Annotated in this window: 13 protein-coding genes; 6 read left to right on the forward strand and 7 right to left on the reverse strand. The window is 68.2% G+C overall.

The features are described from left to right. Positions 1-240: 240 nt before the first annotated feature. From ACWD0A_RS23705 to ACWD0A_RS23720, 4 genes are read left to right on the forward strand one after another with little or no spacing between them, the layout of a single operon-like run. On the forward strand, positions 241-600 hold the full coding sequence (locus tag ACWD0A_RS23705) for a hypothetical protein (RefSeq protein ID WP_451301110.1): 360 nt from the start codon (positions 241-243) through the stop codon (positions 598-600). A gap of 5 nt (positions 601-605) precedes the next feature. Then, complete coding sequence (locus ACWD0A_RS23710) at positions 606-1910, forward strand: radical SAM protein (protein WP_451301112.1); 1305 nt, start codon at positions 606-608, stop codon at positions 1908-1910. Then, complete coding sequence (locus tag ACWD0A_RS23715) at positions 1907-2812, forward strand: radical SAM protein (protein WP_451301114.1); 906 nt, start codon at positions 1907-1909, stop codon at positions 2810-2812. The genes ACWD0A_RS23710 and ACWD0A_RS23715 overlap by 4 nt, the downstream gene beginning before the upstream one ends. 36 nt (positions 2813-2848) lie before the next feature. After that, positions 2849-3619 carry a hypothetical protein gene (locus ACWD0A_RS23720; protein ID WP_451301116.1) on the forward strand — a complete coding sequence of 257 codons (771 nt, stop codon included), beginning with the start codon at positions 2849-2851 and terminating at the stop codon, positions 3617-3619. A gap of 59 nt (positions 3620-3678) precedes the next feature. Here ACWD0A_RS23720 and aspS read toward each other — a convergent pair whose 3' ends face one another. The 7 genes from aspS to ACWD0A_RS23755 all read right to left on the reverse strand — a co-directional run bounded on the left by aspS (position 3679) and on the right by ACWD0A_RS23755 (position 16591). Beyond that, positions 3679-4989, reverse strand: coding sequence for an aspartate--tRNA(Asn) ligase (gene aspS / locus ACWD0A_RS23725; protein ID WP_451301118.1), 1311 nt, complete (start codon positions 4987-4989; stop codon positions 3679-3681). Positions 4990-6154: 1165 nt separating this feature from the next. Continuing rightward, on the reverse strand, positions 6155-8587 hold the full coding sequence (locus tag ACWD0A_RS23730) for a hypothetical protein (RefSeq protein WP_451301120.1): 2433 nt from the start codon (positions 8585-8587) through the stop codon (positions 6155-6157). An 850-nt stretch (positions 8588-9437) separates the two neighbouring features. After that, positions 9438-11708 carry a Helicase associated domain protein gene (locus ACWD0A_RS23735; protein ID WP_451301122.1) on the reverse strand — a complete coding sequence of 757 codons (2271 nt, stop codon included), beginning with the start codon at positions 11706-11708 and terminating at the stop codon, positions 9438-9440. A gap of 36 nt (positions 11709-11744) precedes the next feature. Next, positions 11745-13079, reverse strand: coding sequence for an AAA domain-containing protein (locus ACWD0A_RS23740; protein ID WP_451301124.1), 1335 nt, complete (start codon positions 13077-13079; stop codon positions 11745-11747). After that, positions 13076-14566: a hypothetical protein gene (locus ACWD0A_RS23745; RefSeq protein WP_451301126.1), complete on the reverse strand. Its 1491-nt coding sequence runs from the start codon at positions 14564-14566 to the stop codon at positions 13076-13078. Before ACWD0A_RS23745 ends, ACWD0A_RS23740 begins: the two co-directional genes overlap by 4 nt. Beyond that, positions 14563-15696: a hypothetical protein gene (locus tag ACWD0A_RS23750; RefSeq protein WP_451301128.1), complete on the reverse strand. Its 1134-nt coding sequence runs from the start codon at positions 15694-15696 to the stop codon at positions 14563-14565. Before ACWD0A_RS23750 ends, ACWD0A_RS23745 begins: the two co-directional genes overlap by 4 nt. Positions 15697-15733: 37 nt before the next feature. Next, entirely contained in the window at positions 15734-16591 is an 858-nt protein-coding gene (locus ACWD0A_RS23755) for a hypothetical protein (protein WP_451301130.1), read from the reverse strand. A 127-nt stretch (positions 16592-16718) separates the two neighbouring features. Between ACWD0A_RS23755 and ACWD0A_RS23760 the strand changes: the two genes are divergently transcribed. After that, positions 16719-18002 (forward strand): metallophosphoesterase family protein, encoded by a 1284-nt coding sequence (locus ACWD0A_RS23760; protein ID WP_451301132.1) that lies wholly within the window; start codon positions 16719-16721, stop codon positions 18000-18002. Then, a complete protein-coding gene (locus ACWD0A_RS23765; RefSeq protein ID WP_451301134.1) occupies positions 17999-21172 on the forward strand; it encodes an AAA family ATPase in 3174 nt (1057 codons plus the stop codon). The genes ACWD0A_RS23760 and ACWD0A_RS23765 overlap by 4 nt, the downstream gene beginning before the upstream one ends.

Genomic DNA, 21172 nt, shown 5'->3' on the forward strand with positions numbered 1-21172 from the left:
CCTCGAATAGGACCTTGTGGGTCAGGATGATTGCACCTCGTCACTAGTAAGCCGCGTCCCGCCACGCAGCTCTGCCCACCGCAGGGCGGCGGGGTTGGCGAGGAGGGCCGGCGCCAAGGAGCCCGGTTGCCACAGGACGGCTCAGCGCCGCCCCGCCCATCACCCCGAGTGGGGGCGGTACCCGCCGGACTCCGGCGGATGCGGTTGTTCCAGTACATCCAGAACACAGGAGGGTCAGTCATGCCCCAAGCCAGGCGAGAGAAGACGGATCACCTCATCTACGCGGACGTCGTGGACTCCAAGTCCAAGGCGGGCGTGTGGATGGGAGAGCGCGCCTCCTTCCAGGAGAAGCAGGGCCGCATCATCGAGGCGCTCAAGGAGCAGACCGACTGGGTTGAGCTGAAGGACGCGATCATGGTCATCGGCACTGACCCGGCCGGCATCACGGTCATCGCGCCGAACCCGGCGCTGCCCGGTGTGATCGCCCTCGCCGACGGTGGCTCCCTGGCCGCCTCCCGGAAGCTCCAGGCCGCCGCGGAGGACAAGGTCCGCGCGGTCATGGGCGAGCTCGGGATTGCCGAAGAGGAAACGGCGGCCTGACCACCATGGCCGTCCCCCGGATGCTGTGGGGGAAGTACTTCCAGTACGAGCGGGACGGGGAAGCGGTTCTCCTCGACCCGGTCGCACTGGGCAGTGTGTTCATCGACTCCGGCGAGGTCCACGACCTCGCCGGGGTCCCCCCGACCGCGACTCATGAAGCCCTCGCAGGTCTCGGCTTCACCCCCGGTGATGGGCCCGTGGCCGACCGGCGTGAAGCACTCCGTGACCGACTTCGACTCCTCGGCCTCGACTCCAGCCCGCGCCGCATCAACGGCCTGCGCGTGGTCCTCACCGACCGCTGCAACATGGCCTGCACCTACTGCTTCGTCGATACGAACACCGGCAAGCCGGACATGACGAAGGAAGAGCTCTCGCAGGGGCTGGAGTTCCTGTTCGAGCAGAACTCCGGACAGGACGAGGTGTCCATCCAGTGGTTCGGCGGTGAGCCGACCATCCGCTTCGACCTCATGCGATACGGCGATCAGCTCGCCGACACCCTCGCCGCCCGCTACGACGTGGCCAGGGTGCGGCGCACGGTCGTCACCAACGGTGCCCGTCTGACCGACGAAGCCCTCGACCACTTCGTCGCGTTCGAGTACGGGGTCGGCATCTCCATCGACGGCCCCCCGGGCATCAACTCAGCCCACCGTCTCCTGCTCGGCGGACAGCCGGCAGACGACCGGATTCGCCGCAACGTCGCCCGGTTCGTGGAGGCCGAAGGACTGCACGTTGGATGCAACCTCACCCCGACAGCCGCGAACATCGGACGCCTCGCCGAGACCGTCCGCTGGATCATCGACGACCTCGGCCTGAAGTTCATCTATGTCAACACGCCCATCCCGACCAAGGGCCACTGGCAAGTCAACGGCGCCGACCTGGCCCGGGAGCTGTACGAGGCGCGCCTGGCCGCCCTGGGACGGGGCGGCATGCTGTTCTCCGTCCTGGACCGCGCCTTCCAGGCCCTCGACACCCGGCGGCCGATGCTGTTCGACCACATGCAGGGCGACCGCAGTCTGAACGCCGCCCTGCTGCCCGGCAACCGGGTCAGCCTGTGCGACATCAACTTCACCGAGCCGTCGTTCCTGCACACCCTCGACGAGCTGCGGGCCGACCCCGGACTCCTGGCAGGCGTGGCGAAGAAGGTCGCCCCGATCCCCGAGTGCGGGAACTGCCCGGCGCTGGCCATCTGCGGCGGACCTTCCCGCAACGAGCAGACGCTCATCGGCGGCAGCATCCCGGACCCCGAGATGTGCGCCTTCTACACGAGCACCGTGGAGATCGCCGTGTGGGACAACACGGGGGTGCAATGAGCATCCACGTCCGTACGGCGCTCATTTCCACGGCCGGGCACTGCAAGGTGGCCTGCGGGTTCTGCTTTAGGGCCGACCGCGCCCACGGCTTCCTCGACACCGCGACCTACACCCGCACCCTGTCGCGGCTGAAGGAGACAGGCGTGGAGGGGGTGTGCCTGACCGGAGGCGAGCCGACCCACCATCCGCAACTCCGGCAGCTGGTACGGCTGGCCCACCAGTTCGGCATGGCGGTATCGATGGTGACCTCGGCTCGCACCGCGGACGAGGTCATCGCCCTCTCCCAGGTGGCGCATCTGCTGGCCAACGTGACCGTCTCCGCCGACTCACGGGGCGCGATGCTGCTGGGACGCACCACCCGCACCGCGGCCTCCGGGATCGACACGCCGCGCGCCATCAGCGCCGAGACGAAGATCCTGCACGTCACCTGCTGGGGTCTGAGCGACGATGAGTGCCAGAACCTGGCCGACCTCGTGTCCGAGGCAGGGGTGGAGGTCCAGTTCAGCCCCGTCGTCCTCGACGAATGCGCCTTGCGCCGCGATGGCAAGTCGGTCCAGGACTATCTGGTGCAACAGCAGCTCGACGCCAACGTGCTGGGCCGCTACTTCAACCTCGCCGACCGGTACCGGGCCTACCTCGACGAGCTCTGGTACCTGCAACTGCCTGCGGCCGGGGGCGAGCGGTGGTCGTGCCGCTCGGCAATCGCGTACGTGTCCGCGGACGGCCGCATCCGGCGCTGCCCCTTTGGCCAGGCGTCGGTCAGCGCCCACGCTCCTCGTGCCGCGATCAGACATTTCCTGACCGCTCCGGCGCAGGACCAGGTGACCCCGGACTGCGCCGCCATCTGCCGCCCCTCCGCCACGCCCGACGACCGCCGCGCGTCGTGCACCGCGCCAGCGTGAGGGCGGCCCGACGCATACGACTCCATGGACCGCTCTATGACGATCACGACACCCGAGGACTTCACCCGCCGGTGGCGGCAGCCGCCGAACTTCCCGATGGAGGTCCCCTTCGACTACACGTTCCTGCCCGCCGTCGACGTCCTCGACCACCTCCGCAAGGATGAGGAGGTCCGGTTCACGATCCTCGGCGACGACGACTGGCACGTGCGCATGGACCGCACCGCCGCGTTCCGCACCGCGCCGCTCGAAGAGATCCTCACCTGGCCGTTCCGGCTGGTGCACTTCAACCTCACCCGCATATACGACGACCTCCTGGACGGCTTCCAGGAGGAAGTCATGACCCCCTGGCGCACGCATCTGTCCGCCCACGGCTTTACCTGGCAGCGCTTGGCGCCCATCTTGTTCCTGTCCACCGAGGGCGCCTCATCGACCTACCACAACGACAACTCGCACGGCTTGGTCTGGCAGGTCCACGGCACCAAGACCTTCCACAGCTACCTCGAACCCGACAAGCACCTGCCGGCCGAAGCGGCGGTCCTCGGTGAGACCACCGGCGAGGAGCCGCCCGAGCACGATGCGGCCGATCGCCAGTCCGTCACCATGCGCCCCGGTGACCAGCTGTGGAGTCACGCACTGACACCCCACTGGGTCACCACCGAGTCGGCGCTTGCCATGAGCGTGACCCTCTCCCACGGCGGCCTGTGTCATCAAGGCCGCTTCTGTGAGCGGGAGCTGGCCCTGCGGGCCTACTGGGACAAGAATCCGGGCGAAGCGTGGACGCATGACCTGCGCAATGTCCGCTACTGAGACCGCGTCCCACGACACGAGGCACTGCGCCCGTGTCGTGGGACGCAGCCCGCCGCCGGTTACGGGGTGAGCCGGTTCGGCCCGCGGAAGAGGAACGTGGCCTCGCGGATGGAGTCCAGACCGAGCATCACCATCAGCACCCGCCCCAACCCCATGCCCAGGCCGCCATGTGGCGGGCACCCGTACCGGAACGCGTTCAAGTAGTCCTGCAACGGCTCGGGACTCATGCCCTTCTCTGCGGCCTGCTTCAGCAGCACGTCGTAACGGTGCTCGCGCTGGGCGCCGGTGGTGATCTCCAGCCCCTTCCACAGCAGGTCGAAGCTCAAGGTCACGCTCGGGTCGTCGGCCGGCCGCATGTGATAGAAGGGCCGGATGCCGACCGGGTAGTGCGTGATGAACGCGAACTCGTGCCCGGTGGCCTCCTTGATGTGAGCCGAGATGCTCCGCTCGCCCTCCGGGTCCAGGTCCTCCTTGACCCCCGCTGGGTCCCAGCCACCCTTGCGCAGGATCTCGTGCGCCTCAGCCATCGTGACGCGAGGGAACGGCGTCGTGGGGACGGTGACCTCGACGTCGAAGTGCTCGGCGATCGCCTCACCGTGCGCGTCGGCGACCTTGGCGATCGCATGGGCGAGCATCTGCTCCTCGAACGCCATCACGTCGTCGACGCCGTCGATCCAGGCCAGCTCCACGTCGACGCCGGTGAACTCGGTGGCGTGCCGGGAGGTGAACGACGGCTCTGCGCGGAAGACCGGTCCGATCTCGAAGACCTTGTCGATCCCCGCCGAGATCGCCATCTGCTTGTAGAACTGCGGCGACTGCGCCAGATAGGCGCTGCGGTCGAAGTAGCCGAGCTCGAAGACCTCCGCGCCGGATTCCGAGGCGGTGCCCATGAGCTTGGGGGTGTGCATCTCCGTGGCGCCCAGCTTGTAGGCGTACTCGCGCATCCCCTGCTCCAGGGTGGTCTGCACGGCGAACATCAGCTGGGTGGCGGGACGGCGGCGCACGTCCAGGAAACGCCAGTCCAGCCGCTGCTCCAGGCCAGTGTGCTCGTCGATCGGCAGCGGCGTGGCGGCCAGGTTCAGGACCTCCACCTGCTCGGGGACGATCTCCAGGCCGCCGAGCTTGACCTGAGCGGCGTCGACGACACGGCCGGTGATCTTGATTGCGGACTCGGGAGTGAGGGCTTCGAGCTGGGCCTCCAGTGGCCCGTCGTTGCGCTTGTGGGTCACCTGCACCATGCCGGTGTGGTCCCGAACGATGACGAACTGCATCTTGCGCTGCAGGCGGAGGGTGTTCACCCACCCGCACACGGAAACGGTACGGCCAACATGTTCTCGCAGGTCAGAGACATGTACGCGGCTGTGGATCATTTCGGTCCTCCGAAGGACGTCGTCATGATCCCTTGGGAGTGCGGGCGAGAAGGGCAACTCGCGGTACCACCGCACTTTCACCGCCACCAGGTGACGGCCTCATTCAGGCCCGGTGACGGGGGCCGGCCGGCGGGGCATAGGACCACCAGAGGGTCGTTCCTCCCCGCGCTCAGGAGGGTCTTCACCACGGGGCGCGAGACCGCCTTCCCAGCTACCGGCGGCTCTCTCTACTCGCGTGATCCCTGGCTACTCGTCTCCGTCAACGCGTTGCCGGAAGAATACGGACAGCGCAACCACGTTCGCAATCAAACAAGGCCCCAGACCGCCTCACACACGCCCCCAGAGCCCCGGAATCAGCCAGTCCGCGCGAACTTTCGGTCCACTGGATCCGAAGGCCACGAGTACGCCGACCGGCGGCACGACGCGCACCCGGCCGAGGGCGGACAGGTGTGAGAACCAGACAACTTCCCGACACGCACCCGGCACGGGATGACAAGCCGCTGCGGCGAGTCCTTGAAGACACCTCCATGAGCCGCTGGGAAGGCCCGCGCGACCTATTGGTTGGGTCGATGCCCCTGGCAGCGCACTCCCATGCTCGGGCGTTCGCAGACTCACCATCGCGCGAGAGCCTGTGCAGGTCACAACAGACCCACACCTGCCAGCCGCAACCCCCTGCAAGCGGGGGTTGCGGCTCATCGGGTCCCTACGTGAATCCTCGCCAGGCGACGACCGGTTCAGGCGGCGGCAACCAAAGAACGCCAGTTCGTAGGCAAGTGCGGCACACGGAAGCACCGTGGAGGCCGGCCACACAGGTCGACAACGGCCGCTTCGATGATGCGGACGACGCGCAGAGGAGTTTCCGGGATGAGGGGTATGACGGCTACGCGGTCCCAGTCCCGTCGTCTGCTGAGGTGGGTGACTTGATGCTCGCCGACGACCCGCTGCCAAACGGCGCGGCGGTGGTGGCGTGTGGCCGAGCCGATGTAGTCGATGACAAAGGACCCGGCGGGTCGCTGAGTGGCGATCAGGGGTACGTATACGCAGCGGAATGCATCGACGTCTCGCAGCCGGGCGATCGGATGGGCTACCGGGTCGTGTCTCAGCCGCCATTTTCCGGCCCGGTCGCTCATTGCCTGCCACAGAGCAGGGGTGAGTACGGTGCGACTCACGCGATCTCCTCTTCGGACAAGAACTCGTCGTCTTCTCCGTCACCGTGGAGATCGGTCGCCGCCGCCCGGTTGCTTTCATCGACGACGTCCTGGACGTGGCCGATCTGGGCTTCCCGATCCTTCGCCATGCGCACCAGGGCGTCGATGCGGCCAGCGATTGCCCCCTTGTCGGGCTGTCCGGCCCCTCTGACCTCAAGGGCAAGTTCGGAAAGCCGGCTGCGCTGAACGAGGTCAAAGACGTGATGCTCCTCCTCGAGTGCTTCCAGCTTGCTGATCTCCCTGCCCAGAGCCGGGATAAACTTCACAGCCGCGTCGAGGGCTTCGCTGGCCCGTTCGTCCTTGCCCAGGGGCCGGTTCGGCTCCTGGTGGTCGTTTGAAGCCCCACGCTCCTTGGCGCGGCGGGTGAGAGCCTGGTTGGAGAACTGGTCGAGAAGCCCGATGGGGGCGAGTTCCGGGACCGGTACCAGGTCGTAGCGCACCGTTCCGTCGGCGTGCTTCATGAGCCTGCCGAGGTCGTCAGTCATAGCTGCGCGGACCAGCCGGGGCTCTGTCGGAGAGCCATCCTCGCGGAGCGCCCCGGTCTTGCCAGCCGCCCAAGTGTTCCAGGAAGTGTCGGTGGGTGCCTCCAGGGCAATGCCGTCCATGGTGCCGGGGTCGGGGTTTTCGAGAAGGAGTTCATCGGCGAGAAGGGCGCGCATGTATACCGGGCCGCACGGCACGAACTCAGTTTGCGGGTCCGCAGTGGGTGCGGTTCGCACCCGTCGGCCGAGGAGGGCCTGGCGTGCCTTGATGCTCGCGAAGCCGCGGGCGGTTTGCCTTGAGCCGATGTCGACGATCTGCATGTTGTGGTGGGCAGCGGCGACGGTGGCCAGTACCTCGAACAGCGCGCTGAATGTGTCCGTCGTTTTCCGGGCATGCACACACTCGACCAGTGCGTCGGTCTCGCCGTCCCAGGCTCGCAGCGGGTCCTCGAAGAACGCTTTCGCGTTGACCTGTTCGAACGCCCGGCGGTTGACCGGCAGTTCCCCGAAGATCCACTCGCGCAACAGCGCCAGCCTGCGGTCGTCCAAGCGGTCGCTGTACTTTCCGCCCTGCGGGCGCGACTTGAGGACCTTGCCGATGATCGCCCGCTCGGGTCCGTCGCCGAAGACGAGCATCACCGTGGCAGCCACCATCCCCTGCCAGGTCGGTGGCAGCCCGATCTCCTCAAGCGGCTCGAGGGAGCCTTGGCCGCACACAGCTTCCAGCAGAGGCAGAGTCCACTCCGTCGTCGCCGGACTTCCGCTGGCAGCGGCCGTGTCGAAGAGGCCTTCCTTCGCGGCGCGCCTCAGCGCCGCATAGATGTCGTCGGCCACGAGGCGTTCGGCTTCCGTGGGGGGGTGGCCCAGGTGCTCGGGTCCGTGGAAGTGCTTCTGGATGCTGCGGAAGAGGGCGGGCCCGTCCAGCCGGACGTCACGGCCGCGGCGGTCGGTCACCCGGTAGGCCAGCCGTACCGGCATCACGGTGGTGTGCAGGAGTTCGCGTGCCTCGTCCGGCAGGTCATCGACGAAATCGAAGCCGGAGACAGTGCTCTTGACCCTGCCCAGATGGATTGCAACCGCCTCGCTGACGCTGATGATTGCGGAGGGTTCCTTGTCTGTGTTGTCGAAGACGTCCGAGCGACGGGGCTTGAGCAACGGGAGTGTGGCAAGTTTGCCGTCCGGGTCTACCCGTGCATCGCAGACCGCCTTCCGGCTTGCAGCATCCGCCGGTGCGAGCGCTCCGACCGCCCTGGTCCAGTCCGGTTCTTCTCCGTCCTCTCCGGCCGGGGCGAAGACGGTCTGCAGCCACAGGCCACCGTCTTCCACCCCGTCGCTCAGCACAGAGTCATTCAGCGGGTCCCATCCGTGCTCACGCTGTCGGGACTCCTTCACCTGCTGCGAAGCCTTACCCATCTCGTCGACGAGCCCAGAAGGCGTCAGGTACGTGTGGGCGACGCCCACAAGGGCAAGGCCCTCGCGGTCCAGGAGTGCCTGGCTGCGTGACACCGGATGTGCACTGGTCGGCACATCTCGCATCGAACGACCTTGCCGTGTGCGGTAGTTCATCAGCTGCTGGACCAGGGCCACCGTGGGCATGACCAAGTCAAGGCAGTACACACGGTACTCACCGAGGCGCATCGGGCGGACCCGGTCCCTGTAGCGGCCGGTCTTCGCGCTGAAGGTCGGAAGCGAGCGGTCGACCTCGTCCCAATTCTGGATGTAGGGGAGGAAATCAAGGTGATCGGGGTGAAGGAGTATCGCTCCGGCAGCAATCAGCTTCTGGAACTTCTTCTTACGCCGCTCTACCTTCTGGGAGTCGGCGACACCCCACTCACGCGCGGCAACAAGCGTCGGATCAGCGTCGTCAACGCCGTATGCATGGCCTTCATCGAGCAGTTCTTCGGCCATGAGGCCTCCCTCAGGGTAGGACGGACGGCACGGCGGCCGATGGCCCGTCGTATCCGCCTCCCGCGGCTGCGCCCTGCTCTTTGCCGTACTGGCTGAGCAGTCAGGTTCGGGCGGTCATGCCGCCCCTCCTGCTGCCCTGCACCACCACGCATGGAAGACGTCGGGCCTTGGGCCAGAACCTTCACAAGCGGGAGTCCACCGCAACGGAATAGAGAATGGCTCCACGTGAGTACGCAGAACTGTACTTGAGCCGCTGGCAGTTGAGATGCAATCACGCGAATTGCACGCCTTGACCCCGCTGGCCCCCTCGGCTCCCGCCCGCGACACCGCCAGCAGCCTTGGCGTCAGCAGCCCCACCAGCTTCCCTCCCCGCCCCCGCGGAGCTCGGGCCTGGAGCAAGTCCTGTGTGACCGACTGGAGCTGACCGACGAGGAAACTGGCCTCCCGGTGGCAAAGAAGCTGCCACTTCTGTCGGCGCCGGCTGTCTCCGCGCTGATCGACAGAACCAGGAGATGCGGGAAACCGACAACCGAACCTCACGAACTCCAGACCCACGTACACCGGCGCACAGGCGTCCAGCCCAGGTCCTGCATCGACAGCCGGCGGCCGAGCGACCTGGTGAACACCTCCGCGATAAGCGCCGGGGTCGTACCGTGGGGCTGCCGCGCGGCCACCCGGAAACGGGTACCGCACCGCTCAAGAACCGACGAGCTGGGCCTGCGGAAGCGGCGGCGGCAGCCCTGGGGAGCGTAGCCAGTCCAGGCCACGGCGCGGCGAGCCCGGACACCCGCGAGCGGGGCACGTCAGCACGGGGGCCCGTGCCCCACCGGCCCTTTTCGGGATGGAGGGGTTACCAGCGCATGCCGAGCGTGTCGAGAACACGAATGCGGTCGGGGGAAAGGCGGTCCTTGCGGCGGCGGGCGTTGCTGATCCACTGCCCCAGACGCACGGGTTCGCCGTGGAGGATTTCGATGTGTCGTTGGGGGACGTCGAGGTGTCCTTCCCGTGTCTGGAATGCGCGGGCGGCGGCCATGCCTCGGACCCAGTTCCGGGTGACCGGTTTTGCGTCATGGCGTGGTTCGGCAGTCTGGATCGCGCCGAGGCCAGCGAGCAATTGCTGCTGCTGGGGGTGCAGTCGCTCAGGGTGAAGGCGTTGGGTCCGCAGCCACTCCCCCAGGCGCTGCCCGTCATCGGTGACGTAAGACCTGGGTACGTCGGTCAGTGAGTGGCCGGCTTCGCGGTGCGAGCGGGCGGTGTGGAAGGCGCGTTGCCAGGTCAGGGGCCAGGGCGGGTTCCAGTTCGGGTCCAGGTCCTGGAGGGCCTTCATGCGGGCGGGGGTGAGCTGGTCGGCTCGTTTGCGCTGGGTGGCGAGCCAGCGGCCGAGGGCGAATCCGTCGTGCCAGTGGTCGACGGGGGCCGCCAGGTGGCCGTGCTGGTGGGCGTAGGCGGTGGCGTGGGCGAGGCCGCGGTCGAAGGCGTGCTGGTGGGGGTCCCAGATGATGTCCAGGCGCTCGAGAGCGTGGGTGCGGGCGGCATCGAGGGCGCCGGTGGTGTGCAGGTGGCGTTGCCAGGTGAGCCAGCGGCCGAGCGGGTAGCCGGCGGGGTCCTCGAAGGCCTGGGGAACATCGAGGTGGTGGTGGGTGCGGTGATAGCGGCGGGCTGCGGTCAGGCCGCGGCGCCACTCGGCGCTCTTGGGGGCAAGGACGCGCAGAGTGAGAGCGAGGGCGACTTCTTCTTGCTGGGTGGGGCGGTCGAAGCGGAGCCAGGTGCCGGGTTCGTCGGTGGTGAGGGTGGGGCGGTTGGTGCGGGGGTCGGCGAGGCGGGCGGTGAGGCGTTCGTCGTGGGCTCGGAGGGCTTGAACGGTGCGCCACAGGGGGGTGTAGGCGTCGGCGCCGAGGAGGTCGTCGGGGTCTTCCTCGGGGGTGAGGTAGACGGGGACGATCAGGGTGGCCTTCTTGCCGGCGCCAGGGGGCTGTCGCAGGGCGCGGCCGACGGCCTGGACGGTGTCGACGGGGCTGTTCTTGGGGTCGGCGAAGACGACGGCGTCGATGGAGGGGACGTCGATGCCTTCGCCGAGGACGCGGGCGTTGGCGAGGACGGCCGGCTGTTCGGGGTGGGTGTGGGCGGCGAAGTCGAGCAGGATGCGGCGGCGGACGCGGGGCGGGTGGGTACCGCTCACCCAGTTCGACCACAAGCCTTCGGGTTGCAGGTCGGCGGGCAGGGCGGCCGCGGTGTCGGGGAGGGTGGTGGAGAAGGCGCGGGCGTCGGCGACGCGGTGGTGGAACGTGAGGACCCGACGCAGGCGGTGGTCGTGGATGGCGCGCAGGACGGCGACCTGGCGGCCGGCCAGGCGCAGGCCGTCGACTCCTGCGCCGGGGTCGGTGGCGAGCCAGTCCCGCAGGTCGGTGCTGTCGACGACGGGGACGAGGATCTGGTAGTCGGCCAGCAGCCCGAGGTCGATGGCATCGGAGAGGGTCAGGCGATAGGCGACCGGGCCGAACAGGTTCTCGTCGTCCATGGATGCCACCGGGTCGTCGCCACGGTCGCTGTCCGGGTCCCAGACACGGGGCGTGGCCGTGAGGTACAGGCGGCGGGTGGCGGGGATCTGGTCGTCGTGGTGGATGGCGGCCCAGGCTTTCCCGAGCCGGCCCGCGGTGCGGTGCGCCTCGTCCACGACCGCAAGATCCCACGCTGGCAGCCGGTGGGTGTGATGGGCGGCCAGCAGAGTGGGCAGGGAGGCGTAGGTGGCGTACACGGTCACCGGCTCCCCTGTGTCGGCGGGGGTCAGGGCAGCAAGTTCGGCCGGATCCGTGGTCATGGGAATGTCGCCAGCCGAGGGATGCTCGACAGCCTGGCGTGCCGAACAGACCGCCACCGCACGCCCCTTACGGCCCGCCGCGTGCCAGGACCGCACCGTCTGCGACAACAGGTCCAGCGTCGGCACCAGCACCAGAACACGGCCCCGGGCAGCCAGCCGGAACGCCGTACGCGCAGCGATCAGGGTCTTACCCGTACCGCAGGCCGCGATCACGCTCGCCCGGGCATGCGTACGAAGTGTCTTGACCGCCGCGGTGACAGCGTCCTTCTGATGCGGCCGAAGCTCGGGGTCGGTGGTCGGCATGCTCTCCTGCCGGTGACGGGTGTCGGGACGATTCTCTTAGGCGGCGCGGATGCGGTAGTCGCTGAGGTGGGCGAGGACGTGCTGGTTAGCTTCCCAGCCGTCGGGGAATTTGGCGGGGACGCCCAAGTGCACGGGATCGGTGGAGGGGTGTGCGTCGAGGAGGTCGGCGATGCCTGCGCGGGCGATGACGATGCAGGCGTGTCGGTGGCGCGAAGTGAGCACGCAAAGGCGTCCGGCCTCGAGGTGGAAGGCGGAGGCGTCACGGCGTCCGGACAGTGGGTGGAGGACGATGGTGACGGCGTACTCGCGTCCTTGCAAACGGTTGGCTGTGTCGACCGTGATGCCTGCCAGGTGCGGGGATTGGCGGTGCAGGATCTGCTGGATGTGCCGTGCCTGGTCCCGGTGTGCGGTGCCGATGGCGATGTCGGCCGGTTTCAGGGCCTGGCCGCCGGGTTCGTTCTCGCAGAATGTGGTGGCGTGGCGGGTCAGCAAGCGGGTGGCTACGTCGGCGGCAGCCTGTGATGCCTGCGGGTCGATGCGGGCCGTGTGCCGGGGAGGGAGCTCGTGCAGGGCCCAGCCGGTGCGGGCGGCCAGGTCTACGGTTTCATCGAGCGGGCCGAGCATGCCTGCGGTGGCGAACTGCATGCGTCTGTCGGATTCGTGGGTGCCAGCGCTGAATCCGGTGAAGGGGTAGAACGCTTTGGAGACGGTGTCCGCTGCGGACGGGGGCAGCCTCCAGGAGACGGGAAGGCTGTGGACTGGCAGGTCGGGGTTCTTTTGAAGCAGGACTGCGACGGCGCTGTTCATGGGATCGTGCGGCAGGCCGAGCCAGCGCGGGGTGTCGATGGTGGAGAACGGATCCAGTTGTCCGGGGTCGCCGACGAAGAGGGACTGGTGTGCCAGTTCGGCGATCAGGAGCAGGGCGTCCGAGCGCATCTGGTAGGCCTCGTCGATGATGGCCCAGGGCCATTTCCGGTCGCGGACGCCGGCCCATTTGCGTGCGGTGGCGATGACGACGTCCGCGTCGTCGAGTGCCTTGATGTTGACGTCGATGCGGGTGTTGGCCAGGGATCGTAGGTCTTGGGGGGCCGTGTAGGTGTGGGCAGTGAGTCGTCCGATCTTCAGCTCACGGGCTTGGGCGGCCAGGCGGCGGACGAGGTCGTTGACCTGGTGGTTGGTCTGTGCGATCACGATGCAGGGCTGGTTTGCGGCGGCGAGGGCGCGGACCGCTCGGACGACCAGGGTGGTTTTTCCCGCGCCGGGTGGGGAATCCACGACCAGTCCCCGGTGCTGTGTGTGCCGCAGGTCTGCGAGGACCCTTTGGGCAGCGGTGCGCGCCAGCTCGGCCGGTGTCGACATGGGGGCGGTCATGAGTCCTCCTCGGCCGGTTCCGGGTCGGTGGTGTCGTCAGGGGGTCCCCCGTGGGTCCAGGGCGTGTTCTCCCGGGTGGGGAACTGAGGTCGCTGGAAGTAGTCGGGGGCGGTGGTGAAGCAGATTTCCGCACCGAGATCGGGTACGGCCTCACGGTTGGGGTTGCGCAGGGTGCCGGTGTGTGTGTTGGCCTGGATGACGACTTTGGTCCCATCGGGCACGGGGGTGCTCTCGCAGATCTCGTAGCGGCGTTTGGTGTTGTTGGGGGTCACCAGGGTGTGACCGGGTTCCAGGCGCAGTGGATCGGTGGTGTGGAGGGTGAAGCGGGGGCGCAGGGTGAGGTTCCCTTTGTCCGTGAGAGCGGTGTGGTCGGGGTCGGTTTCAGTGACGGTTCCGGTGAAGGCTTCTCCGGTGGTGTGGCGTTCGGCGAGTACGAACGGGTCTTCCAGAGCGCGTTCGGCTTCGAAGGCGGCGGCGGCCTGTTCGAGTTGGCCCAGGCGGCGTGCCGCCTGCACGGCGTGGTCGTGAATGGGCTGCGGGCGGCCGCCGTCATCGATGTAGCGGCTCTGCTGGGTGAACTGGATTCTGTCGTCGGTCCAGCGTTTGTTCGCGCCAGGTGTCTGGGGCAGTCCCTGGAGCACGGACAGGGCGGTCCAGGCGTTGTTCCAGGTGGGGTGCAGGTACTCGTCCAGTGTCTGGCGGAGGTCGGCGAGATGATGCTCTTGCGCGTCGGTGTTGGCGGAGGTCCGCGCGGCGTCGAAGTCCTTGAAGATGCGGTCCAGTTCGATGCTGTCGAAGGATGGGTCGGTGGTGGGTCCCGCGGGCCGGTGAAGCAGCGGGTTGTCGGCGTCGAGGGCGGCGCGCAGTCCGGTGGTGTGCGGCGGGGGGTCTATCCAGGCCAGGATGGCTGCGAGGTTGGTGTCTTCCAGAGGGCTCTGTCCGGTGGCCCAGTGCGTGGCGAGCAGATCGGTGAGGGGCAGCATGAGGGCGGAGCCGGGGTATTCGCGGCGTTCGCCGAAGAAGGTGAGCCACTGGCCCAGGCGGGGGGCAGACAACGCGGCGTCAACGCCGTCGGGCGTGGGGCGGAAGCGCAGGGCGCGGCCCATCAGTCGGAGGTACTGCGCCGATGCGGCGTTCGGGACGAGGATTTGGGGGGCGTCGGTGTACAGCTCTTGGGCGGCGCGTTTGGCGGTGGCGGGTCGTGTTTCGGTCTCCTGTTGGAAGCCGTGGATGTAGGTGTTGACCACGGCGGCGAAGTCGTTGAGGAAGTCGCTGTTGGCGCCTCGGGGCGGGGCGACCAGCAGGTGGGGGCGGTGCTGGTCGGTGCCGAGCATGAGGGCCAGGGGGCTTGCCGCTTCGCCCGAGCGGTTGAGGGGGATGATGATCAGTGGCCGGTGGGAGAGGTTATGGTGCCGCACCCGGCTCATGGGGAGGGCGTGTTCGGCTTTCGCCGCCCGTAGCTTGATCACGGTGGTCAGCATGCTCATGCGGCGCCTTCCAGTCGTGTGTGAATGGCGTGCGCGTGGCGCAGAGCGACGGTGAGGTCCACTTGGTCGGGGGCGGGGTCTCGTGTGCCGTCCGCGAGGTCAAGGGCGGTCTCGATGATGTCGATGCTGCCGAGGTCGTCGCGGACCGATGTCCCCAGCACGTCGACCAGGCCCGCCTCGCGTGCCTCGCTGCGGCAGAAGTAGGCCAGGTCGCAGTGATTCCTGCACCGCGGGGCATAGCGGGCTCGCGCGGTGTGCAGTGCCGCTCGCAGTTGCTGCGGGTCCCGTGTAGGGACGCCGTGGGCGTCGCGGGCCAGGTCGAAGGTGGTCCCGGTCGGCAGCTGGTCCACGAGGATCTCGATGCGGTCGAGGCGGGTGAGCTGCCGTTGCAGCGACTTGAGCTGTTTGCGGGCATCGACCACGGCAGCCGTGGCGCGGCGCGAGAAGTTGTGGGGGGTGACGAGGATGATTGAGTCGGAGACCTTGTCGGGCGGGATGCCTTCCTCGGTGAACAGTTCGCGCAGGGCCAGGATGTAGGCGGCGGCCTGGGTGGTCGCTCCGGCGACTTTCGCTCCGTCTGCCTGGCCGTCGATGATCGCGAAGGATTTGATCTCGATGATGTGGAAGACGCCATCGATCTGGAAGGCGATCACGTCGGGTTCGAGGTAGACGCGGTGTTCTCCGACGGTGAGCCGGAGGACCGGGTGGTCGAGCAGGGTGCGGGTGTCGGGCTTATCGTTGGCGGCCTGCACGATCAGGGACCGGGTGCGGGCGTGGCGCAGACTCATGGAGCCGCCCTGGCTACCGACGGCCGAGAGGTCGGTGTGCGAGACCTCGGGGAGGGGAAGGCCGAGAACGTCGCGCAGTAGGCGCAGCAGTTCGGCGCAGCCGTCGGCTTTGACCTGCTGCTCGAAGAGGACGCCTCGGGTGAGCGCGAGGGAGGATTTGGCGAGCGGGCGGGCTTCACCGAGATGGACGGCGAGGTCGTCCTTGTTCACGCCGGCAGCGTCGAGCAGTGCGCGGCGGGCACAGCCCGGGTTCGTGGTGAGCGCGGCGAGGGTGCGCGCGTTGTGCGGTTCAGGCCGGGCGGGACCACGAAGTGCGTCGAGCCGAGCGTCGAGCGATGTCACTAGGCGTTCCTTGCGGGCATGCACAGCTGTGCGGGGGTCAGGGGGCGGGCCTCAGGTGCCGGGCGGACTCGAAGGTTCCTCCGAAGAGCTGTTCGACGTCGTTGAGTTGCCGACGCGCACGGTCGGCGGCGGCGGTGCGCACGTGGGCGTCGGTTTCGGAGTGGATGGCGAGTTCTTTCTCGGCGGCACGGTGCAGCAGGTCGAGATCGATGGTGTTGCCGTGCGCGAGGCGTTGCCGGGCGGAGGGCTGGGCGCCGGGGATGTTCAGCGCGTAGCGGCGCAGGAGCTGGTCCACGGCGGCGGGGAGGTGGGTATCGCCGGCATGGAGGTGCCGGGCCTTGTCGACAATGCGGACGGCGCCGGTGAGGAAGTGGACCCGGGCGCTGAGCGGGCCGACGATGCGCTGTTCCATCGGCCAGATGCTGATGGTCAGCAGGCCTCGGGCTGGGGAGAGGAGGTCGGAGGTGAGTGCTGGACACAGGTAGTAGGGCCGGGCGTTGGGGGCCGACCGGTAGGAGCGTTCCTCATCGCGCCGCAGGCTGGTGAGCCGTGAGGGCGGCAACGGGCTGGTGAAGAAGGCTTCGTGGACTGAGCTGATCAGTTTGGGTGCTGCCGGCACGTTCAGCAGGCTCAGTACCTGGTGCACCTGTTCGCGGGCAGGCAGCAGGACCTGGGGTTCGGTCTGCTCCTGCTCTGCGAGGGGCCCGGTTTCGGGCTCCTCGTCGTCTTGGTCGTCCTCGGACTGGGCGAACAGCGTCTCCCAGGCGCGCTGGCTCCGTCGGAGTTCGGCACGCAGTTCCTTGAGCACGCTGTCGTCGCGCTCCGCGCGGGCGCGGCGCATTGCCTGCTGGAGGTCGCGGATGCGTTCTTCGATGGCGTCCAGAGGATCCGACATGAAAGCACTCTACCAGCTTCCAGTCTTTTCCAGTGTTCTCCAGTCTTCCTGTGTACAGTTAGTGATGCGGCGCAACTGTCCGTTGTGTGACAGGGGTTGACCAACGCCGCCCGAGGAGGGACCGCCCATGAGGCTCGTGCACACATCCGACTGGCATCTGGGACGCCAGACGTCCCGGCATGCGCGCGACAGCGACTTCGACGCTGTCCTCGAGGAGATCACCGGGATTACGCGGGAGGCCCGGCCGGACCTGATCGTGCACAGCGGAGACCTCTTCGACACCTATCGGCCGGCTACCCGCGACATCATGCGCGCGATGCGGGCCCTGGACGCCCTGCAGGCAATCGCTCCGACCGTGGTCGTGGCAGGCAACCACGACTCCCCCGCTCTGTTCGATCTCCTCAACTACCTGTGCGGCAGCGGCCTGCACGGCGGAACCAGGCGTCTGAACTTCATCGGCTCCCCCGACGACGGCACCTACGGAAGGGTCCTGGACTTCGGAGTCGGCGACGGAACGCAGCGGATCCGTCTCGGCGCCCTGCCGTTCATCCACGCCAACCGCTTTTTGGGCCTGTCCAGCGAACCAGGCACGACGGCCGAGGACTACAGCACCGGCCTGCGCGGCATCCAGGCGGACCTCATGACCCGCCTGCGAGACGGCTTCAACGCGGAACGCGACGTCCTGGTCTTCGCCGCCCACCTGTTCGTCGCCGGTGCCGTGCCCTCGTACACGGAGCGGGCCCTGGACATCACCGAAACGTATGCAACGGCGGCCGCCGACCTTCCGGCCGTCAGCTACGGCGCCCTCGGCCACATCCACAAGCCCCAGGCCGTCGCGGGCGTGCCGTTCGCCGCCCGGTACGCCGGAAGCCCGCTGCAGCTCGACTTCGGGGAAGCCGGCGAGTCCAAGAGCATCGTGGTGGTCGACGCCGACCCTGGGCGGCCCACCCGCATCAGCCTTCGCCCCCTCACGGCGGGACGCCGGCTCGCTGAGTTCACCGGCACCCTGCAGGACCTGGCCCAGCGGGCACACCAGTACACCGACACCTTCCTCAAAGTGACCATCACCAGTGACGAACCGACTGTCCACCTGGCACAGGCGGTCGCCGACGCCGTTCCCGGTGCCCTGGTGGTGGAGACCGTCGAGGACTGCGCGAAGACGCAATTGACGGTGCTGGACCGCGCCGCGGCCGATGCTGGCGAGCCGGAGATCACCGAGTCCTTCCGGACCTACCTGACCGCTTGCGGCACACCCGGCCATGTTGCCGACGACGTCCTAGGCGCTCTTGTCGACCTGCTCAGCGCCCCCGACGGCGACCCGCCGCCCCCCTGCACGGCAGAAAACCTCCTCGAGGAAGCCCTGCAAAACTCCTGGACCTCCGACACCTCTCAGCCCCGGGAGACGGTATGAGACCCCTCACCCTGACGTTCTCCGGGTTGCGCAGCTACCCCGGGACCTGCGGCCCCCTGGACTTCACCGGAAAGCGGCTCGTCGGCATCCTCGGCGACACCGGCGCCGGCAAGTCCACGCTGCTGGAAGCCATGACCGCCGCGTTGTACGGCAAGTGCTCGTGGAGCGAGCGGGACGTCTCGGACCTCATCGCCGAGAACTGCCCGACCATGAGCGTCGACTTCGTCTTCTCCGTCAACGGCGAGTCGTGGCGTGTGCTCCGGGTTTTCCACGCCAACACCAAACCCAGTCAGGCGCTGCTGGAGAACCTCCGGACCGGAAAGACCGTCGACAACGTCCGCGGTGTCGACCATGCCATCCGGGGCCTGCTGGGACTGGACTACAAGAGCTTCATGACCGCCGTCCTGTTGCCCCAGGGGCGCTTCGACACCCTGCTCAATGCCACCGACTCCCAGCGCACCGCCATGCTCAAGTCGATCTTCGGTGTCGAGGAGCTCCACACCGCGCGCCGGCGCGCCGAAGACGGGCGCAGCCGGCTCCTCGATCTGGTCCACCGAGCCGAACTCGCCCGCAGGGACTTGCTGGAGGATCCTCGCGGCGAGGCGGAGGCGGCCCAGCTCGAGGCGGACAAGGAAGCAGAGCTGGCGGACCAGCTGCAGGGCCGGCTGGAAGCCCTGCGCGTGTGTCAGCAGGAAGCAATTGCGGCACAGGCACGCGTCAAGGAAGTGACCGCGGCGAGCAACGGTCTCGCCGAACGGCAGGCCGGCGACGTGGACAGTACCCTTGCCGCCCTGCAGCAGACCCATGACGAACTCGAGGAGCAGCAGGCCGCGCACGACGCTGCCTACACTGCGGCGGACAAGCAGCGGGCTGACAGTGCAGAGCTCCTGGCCACGGCCAAGGCCCAGGGGCATACTCCCGCCACCCTGACCGCCGCCCAGCAGTTGTTGCACTCCCTCCCCCAGCAGTTGGCGGACCTGACCGGCGAGCAGACCCGGCTCACCGGCGACCGGAACAGGCTCGCCGCAGAAGACCAGGAACTCGCCGACGCCGCGACAGCCATCGAGGTGCAGCAGGCGGACGTCGACGCCCTCGAGCAGGTTGCACAGCATGCGCAGACCCGGTCGGCCATGGCCCGGCAGGCATCTGACCGGTTGCAGGAAGCCGTCCGCAGCATCGTGTCCCAGGCGGCCACGGTCGCCGGCCACCGGCAGCAGGCCGACGCGGCGAAGAGCGAGCACGAGCGCCTCATCGGTGAACTGCATCAGCTGACGGCAGCCCTGGACCTGCACCGGGCACAGCGCAGCAAGGCCGAGAACGTCCTCGCCGCCCTGCGACGCAACGATGCGGCGCACACGGCGGGACAGGGACTGTCGGGCGGTGACACGTGCCCGGTCTGCAGCCACACTCTCCAGGACGACTATGGACCGCCGCCCGCTTCCGCCCCGGAAGCGCTGGCCGCGGCAACGGACGGCCTCGACGCAAAGGCCGCTGCTCTCACCACAGCGATTGCCGAGCAAAAGCAACTGACCACCGCGGCACACAAGGCCACCAGCACCCACGAGAAGCAACTCGCCCTCGCCGACGAGGGCCAAGGCCTCCTCGAGGCCCGGCTCGAGGAAGTGCGCGCATCCGCACGAGAGCTGGCGGTCCACGCGGAGCATGCCGCCCCCGACGTCTTCGCCCAAGAGCTGGCCGCCCGAACCAGCGCCGTGGCGGGTCGGCTGGCAGACGGGCACGCAGAAGGCAGCACGCACACAGATGTCGTGGCGGAGGTGAAAGAGGCCGCTCAACACCAGGAACAGGCCCTGGCCCGGGCATGGTCGACGGCCCACGAGACGGTGGCCCGGGTTGCGACGCAGCTGGAGGCCGCACGGCGCCGCCTGGATGAGCAGCACACCGCCCTCACCGCTGATCTTGAACGGCTGAAGAAGGCCGAACAGCGCACAACGGCCCGGCACCAAGCTCTTCTCACCCAGCTACGGCAGCTGCCCCTGGTGGCCCGCGAGGCGCTGCCGGGCGGCGAGGCGCTTCCTGACGCACAGGACACCCGTGCGGCCGTCGAGGCCGTCGCCGTGCAGCTGCAACAACTGGAAGCCCTCGTCGAGGCGCAGGCACAAGCCGAAAGCGCGCTGCGGGACCTTGCACAGCAGGACAAAGAAAGGGCCCAGCGTCGTAAGGAGGCCGTCACCAAGCCTCTCCAGGAGCTGTCCAGGACACTGTCGAGCTGGGCGGAAGCGGCCGCTCAGGCCGCGGGACTCATCGCACACGGTGAGCGGCCTGCACTCCCCCAACCCGGCGACTGGACCGATCCGGCAGCCGCACGCTCCCACGCCGGAGCCCTTACGCGGGTGTCGGAGACCCTGCACACCCTGCTGGACGCCGCCGCAGTAGCAGCGCAGGAATCCGTGACGGCCTTCGAGCGGGACATCGCCGCGGAAGCGATCCCCGGCTCGGGAGCACCAGTGACCGGCCCGGACCTCTTCTCCCCCGCCCTGCTCGACCCGCTCACCCAACAGGCCGTCACCGCACGGACTGCCGCCGAGCAGGCCCTCGCAAGACACAAGCTCGCAGACTCCCAGATCGCGCACGCGGATCAACTGGACACCGCCCTGGCGGCCGGGAAGCGCCAGCACTCAGCTTGGGACGGGCTGTACAGGCACCTGACCGATGCCAAGTTCCCCGCCTACCTCACCGAACTGCGCACCCGTTCCCTGCTCGGCGTTGGCAGCGCTCTCCTCGACGAACTGTCCGGCGGCAAGCTCGGCTTCGCAGAGAACTTCCGCATCGTCAACCGCCGCAGTGGCATTGCTCGCAGCCCGAAGACACTGTCCGGCGGAGAGACCTTCCAGGCATCGCTCGCCCTGTCCCTGGCCCTCGTCGAACTCCACAGCCGCAGCAGCACCCACATCGAGAGCCTCTTCCTCGACGAGGGCTTCGGCACACTGGACACTGCCGCCCTCGACAGTGCCCTGTCCGTGCTGCGCACGCACGTGGGCAGCGACAAACTGCTCGCCGTCATCAGTCACCTGCACCCCGTCGCCGAGACCGTCGATGACGTCCTGTGGGTGGAGAAACAGGCCCTGGGATCCCAGGCACGATGGCTCACCATCGAGGAGCGCAACGCCCTGATCCGCGATGACGTATCCGGACTGACGGATCTGACCTGA

It is taken from the genome of Streptomyces sp. NPDC002867 (genome assembly GCF_053591895.1).